Origin of the sequence: Pseudomonas sp. HMWF006 (assembly GCF_003061205.1) — a bacterium.
GTDB classification, from domain to species: Bacteria; Pseudomonadota; Gammaproteobacteria; order Pseudomonadales; family Pseudomonadaceae; genus Aquipseudomonas; species Aquipseudomonas monsensis.
In genome coordinates this window covers 1-4506 of the sequence record NZ_QAIU01000391.1, presented here as the reverse complement: position 1 = coordinate 4506, position 4506 = coordinate 1, and the positions used below count along the sequence as shown (strand labels likewise).

Here is a 4506-nt window from a genome sequence, read left to right as displayed (position 1 = left end):
GCATCGGCCCACGCCCGGGCCACCGGGTATTCCCACATGAAGCCGTACCCGCCGTGCAATTGCACGCACTCGTCGAGCACCTTGCATTGCAGGTCGGTGCCCCAGTACTTGGCCATCGCCGCCGTCGGCACATCCAGTTTGCCTTGCAGATGCAACTCGAGGCAGCGGTCGACGAAGACCCGGCCGATCTGAATCTCGGTGGCCATCTCCGCCAGCTTGAAGCGGGTGTTCTGGAAATCGGCAATTGCCTTGCCGAAGGCCTTGCGATCACGGGTGTAATCCAGCGTCCACTGCAACGCAGCTTCGGCTGAAGCCAGCCCGCCGATTGCCACGGTCAGGCGCTCCTGCGGCAACTCCTGCATCAAATAAGCGAACCCCGCCCCGGCCTGGCCCAACAGGTTTTCCTTGGGTACACGGACGTCCTGGAAGAACAATTCCGACGTGTCCTGGGCCTTCATGCCGACCTTCTCCAGGCGCTTGCCCTTCTCGAAGCCAAGCGTATTGGCTTCGACCAGGAACAGGCTGGTGCCCTTGGCGCCAGCCTTCGGATCGGTCTTGGCGACAACGATCACCAGATCCGCGAGAAAGCCGTTGGTGATAAAGGTCTTGGAGCCGTTGATCACGTACTCATCGCCATCCAGCACAGCGGTGGTCTTCACGCCTTGCAGGTCGGAACCGGCGCCCGGCTCGGTCATGGCGATGGCCGTGACCATCTCGCCCGAGACCAGTTTGGGCAGGTACTTGTGCTTCAGCGCCTCGCTGCCGTAATGCAGGATGTACGGCGCAACGATGTCCGAATGCAGCGAAAAGCCGATGCCGGTCAGCCCCAGCCGCCCCACTTCCTCGATCACCACGGTGCTGTAGAGAAAGTCCGCGCCCAGGCCGCCGTACTCTTCGGGCAAGTGCGAGCAGAGCATCCCCGCCTCCCCCGCCTTGTTCCACAGTTTGCGGTCGATGTGGCCTTGTTTCTCCCATTGCGCATGGAACGGCACAGCCTCTTTTTCGAGGAAGGTTCGTACGCTGTCGCGGAACAATTCGTGCTCGGAGCTGAACAAGGTTCTGGGGATCATGCGGCACCTTTCTTTCTTGTTGGAGGGAGATGACCTTCAGAGACTATGCCTCACCTCCGATACAGGACACTGGACACATCCGACAAAAAATAAGACGATCCAGCCGTCTGGTGACCACTTTCCCTTATAAAAACAAAACAAAAGTTGAATTATGTCCAAGCAAGTCTCCACGCCCTTGCGGCGCGTCAGCATCCTGGCAATCGACCGGGTTTTCGCATCCACACTCATGCAGGCCAAGGATTTCTTCCACCTGGCCAGCCTGCGTTACGGCAAACAACTGGGCCACGGCCTGACACCGGCGTTCGAAACGCGCCTGGTCAGCCCCGACGGCAAACCGGTGAACAGTTTCAGTGACGTGGTGATGCCGGTGGACGGCGGCCTGGAAAACGCCGATGTGATCATCCTTCCGGCGTTCTGGGATGATTTCGATACCCTTTGCAGCCGTTATCCCCAGGTCTTGCCGTGGCTGCGTGAACAGCACGCCCGTGGCGCCGTGCTCTGCGGCGAAGCCACCGGCGTGTTCTGGCTGGCCGAGGCCGGCTTGCTCAATGGCAAGGAAGCGACCACCTACTGGCGCTTCTTCAATACCTTCGCCGAGCGATTCCCCAAGGTTTACCTGAATCAGGACAAGCACCTGACCGACGCCGACAACCTGTATTGCGCCGGCGGCACGACATCGGCGTGCGATCTCTATATCTACCTGATCGAACGCTTCTGCGGCGCCAACGTGGCGCAAGCCGTGGCCCGCGACATCCTTTACGAGGTGCAGCGCAGCTATTCGCCAGGGCGCATCGGCTTCGGCGGGCAGAAGCTGCATCAGGACGTGATCATCCTGCAGATCCAGCACTGGCTCGAAGAGCACTACGCCGACAAATTCCGCTTCGAAGACGTCGCCCGTGAGCACGGCATGAGCATCCGCAACTTCATGCGCCGCTTCCAGACCGCCACCGGCGACAAGCCGCTGCATTACCTGCAACGCCTGCGCATCGAGACCGCCAAGGGCCTGTTGTCCGGCAGCCGCAAGAGCATCAAGACCATCAGTTATGAGGTCGGCTACGACGATGCGAGCTTCTTTGCGCGGTTGTTCCGCCAGCACACCGAGCTGTCGCCGAACCAGTATCGGCAGCAGTTTCAGCAGGCTGCGTAACCCCCCGAAGCAAATACAAAACCTGTGGGAGCTGGCTTGCCAGCTCCCACAAGGATTGCAGTGCGTTCGAGTTTTTCTTCAGCGCATAAAAAGGGCCTGCAATTGCAGGCCCTTTTTTTTTGTACGCCGATTCTGTTTAAGGCTTGTGCGCCCGCGACAGGAATTCGTGGGATTGCATCTCCAGCAGACGGCTGAGCGTGCGCTGGAACTCGAACGTCAGGCGCCCGCCGGTGTACAGGTCTTTCAACTCGACTTCGGCAGAAATGATCAGCTTGACGTTACGGTCGTAGAACTCGTCGACCATGTTGATGAAGCGCCGGGCGATGTCATCGGTGGTGACGCTCATCTGCTCGACGCCGCTGAGCAACACGGCGTGGAAGATCTTGCCCAGTTCGATGTAGTCGTTCTGGCTGCGCGGGCCATCGCACAGTTCGCGGAAGTCGAACCAGGCCACGTCGTCGCACGTGCGCAGGGCACGGATCTCACGGTTTTCGATGATCAGCACATCGTTCTCGATCGCGGCAGTGCACTCCGGCGTCAGTGCGCGGAAGCTCTTGCGCAAGCTTTCGTGCGCCGCTTCGTCGAGCGGATAGTGGAACAGCTCGGCTTGTTCGAGGTGACGCAGTCGGTAGTCGACGCCACTGTCGACGTTGACGATCTCGGTGTTCTGCTTGATCAGCGCAATCGCCGGCAGGAAACGCGCGCGTTGCAGACCGTCCTTGTACAGGCCATCCGGAACAATGTTCGAGGTCGCGACCAGAGTCACACCGTTTTTGAACAGTTCTTCCATCAGCGTGCCGAGGATCATCGCGTCGGTGATGTCGGACACGAAGAACTCATCGAAACAGATCACCCGCGACTCGGTCGCGAAGCGCTTGGCGATGATGGTCAGCGGGTTTTTCTCGCCGCCGAGGGTTTTCATCTCTTCGTGCACACGCTTCATGAAGCGGTGGAAGTGGGTGCGGGTCTTTTCCTTGAACGGCAGCGCTTCGAAGAAGGTGTCGACCAGGTAGGTCTTGCCGCGACCCACGCCGCCCCAGAAATACAGACCCTTGACCGGCGTCTGATCCTTTTTGCCAAACAGCTTGCTCAGCAAACCCGGCTTGTTCTGGTCGGCAGCAATGAGATCTTCATACAGACGCTGCAAATGACGCACAGCAGTTTCCTGCGCGGCGTCATGGAAGAAGTCCGGGCGTTTCAGATCAGCTTGGTATCGTTCTAGGGGCGTCATAATTCGTTAGCAAGGCAACAAAAACGGGCCGTCACTGTAGCGACGGCCCGTAGGAATGGCAATCAGCCCTTGGTCGGGCCGCGCCGTTGTTTAGTCCTGAACCGGGGTCAGCGCAACGCGCAACGCCTCGACGGCCGCGTCCCGCGCAGCGGTATCAGCGAACGCCGGGCTGTCGCCGACGCACTCGCCTTCCAGCCATACGCTGAAGCTCAGGTCTTCATTGCGCACATCCAGCGGCTGGCCGGATTGCAGTTGCTTGGTCACCTGGCCTGCAGTTTTGCCGTCGTCGAAGTTGCGCGACAACAGCAGTTGCTCGCCATCGGCCGCCAGCAGACGGAAGCGGAAGCTGCCATCGTCTTCACGGAAGCTGACGAAGCGCGCGGCTTTCGCGGCCTTCTTCTTGGTGGTCGCAGCGACTTGCACTTGATTGACGAAGGAACGCAGGCCTACGGCTTCACGCAGTTCGTTGAGGAACGGCGTTGCCACGGCACGGGCTTTCTTCGCGCCGATCTGCAGGATGTCTTCCAGATCTGCCGGACGTTCGATCAACTGGTGATACTTGTCGCGCGCCTCGCCCAGTTCGTTGTCGAGCAACTGGAACAGGCGATTCTTCGCCTCGCCCCAACCCAGACCGCCGAGCAGTTCGCTGCGGAACTCATCAGCCTGCGCCGGTGTGGCAAACGCCTGGAACAGGGTGAACAGGTGCGAGTTGTCCGGATCCTTGGCTTCGCCTGGCGCTTTGGAGTCAGTGACGATCCGCGAGATCGCGTCCTTCATCTCTTTGGCGCTGGAGAACAACGGGATGGTGTTGTCGTAGCTCTTCGACATCTTGCGCCCGTCGAGGCCCGGCAACGTCGCCACGCTCTCCTCGATCAGCGCTTCGGGCATGGTGAAGAACTCTTTGCCCTGGCCGAACAGGTGGTTGAAGCGCTGGCCGATGTCACGAGCCATTTCCACGTGCTGGATCTGGTCACGACCGACCGGCACCTTGTGTGCGTTGAACATCAGGATGTCCGCCGCCATCAGCACCGGGTAGCTGTAGAGGCCCATGGTGATGC

Annotated in this window: 4 protein-coding genes; 1 reads left to right on the top strand and 3 read right to left on the bottom strand. The window is 59.9% G+C overall.

Annotated elements, in window-relative coordinates:
* Nucleotides 1–1070, bottom strand: a 1070-nt coding sequence (locus tag DBR24_RS15985) for an acyl-CoA dehydrogenase family protein (RefSeq protein WP_128615243.1), incomplete at its 3' end; no start/stop codon positions are given.
* Nucleotides 1071–1320: 250 nt separating this feature from the next.
* On the opposite strand from DBR24_RS15985, the gene DBR24_RS15980 reads away from it, so the two are divergent.
* Nucleotides 1321–2217 (top strand): GlxA family transcriptional regulator, encoded by an 897-nt coding sequence (locus tag DBR24_RS15980; protein WP_177490584.1) that lies wholly within the window; start codon nt 1321–1323, stop codon nt 2215–2217.
* 136 nt (nt 2218–2353) lie between these two features.
* Here the strand turns inward: DBR24_RS15980 and zapE are convergent, their stop codons facing one another.
* Together zapE and trpS are read right to left on the bottom strand one after the other, a co-directional pair.
* Complete coding sequence (gene zapE, locus DBR24_RS15975) at nt 2354–3448, bottom strand: cell division protein ZapE (RefSeq protein ID WP_123463119.1); 1095 nt, start codon at nt 3446–3448, stop codon at nt 2354–2356.
* A 90-nt stretch (nt 3449–3538) separates the two neighbouring features.
* Nucleotides 3539–4506, bottom strand: a 968-nt coding sequence (gene trpS / locus DBR24_RS15970; protein WP_128615241.1) for a tryptophan--tRNA ligase, incomplete at its 5' end; no start/stop codon positions are given.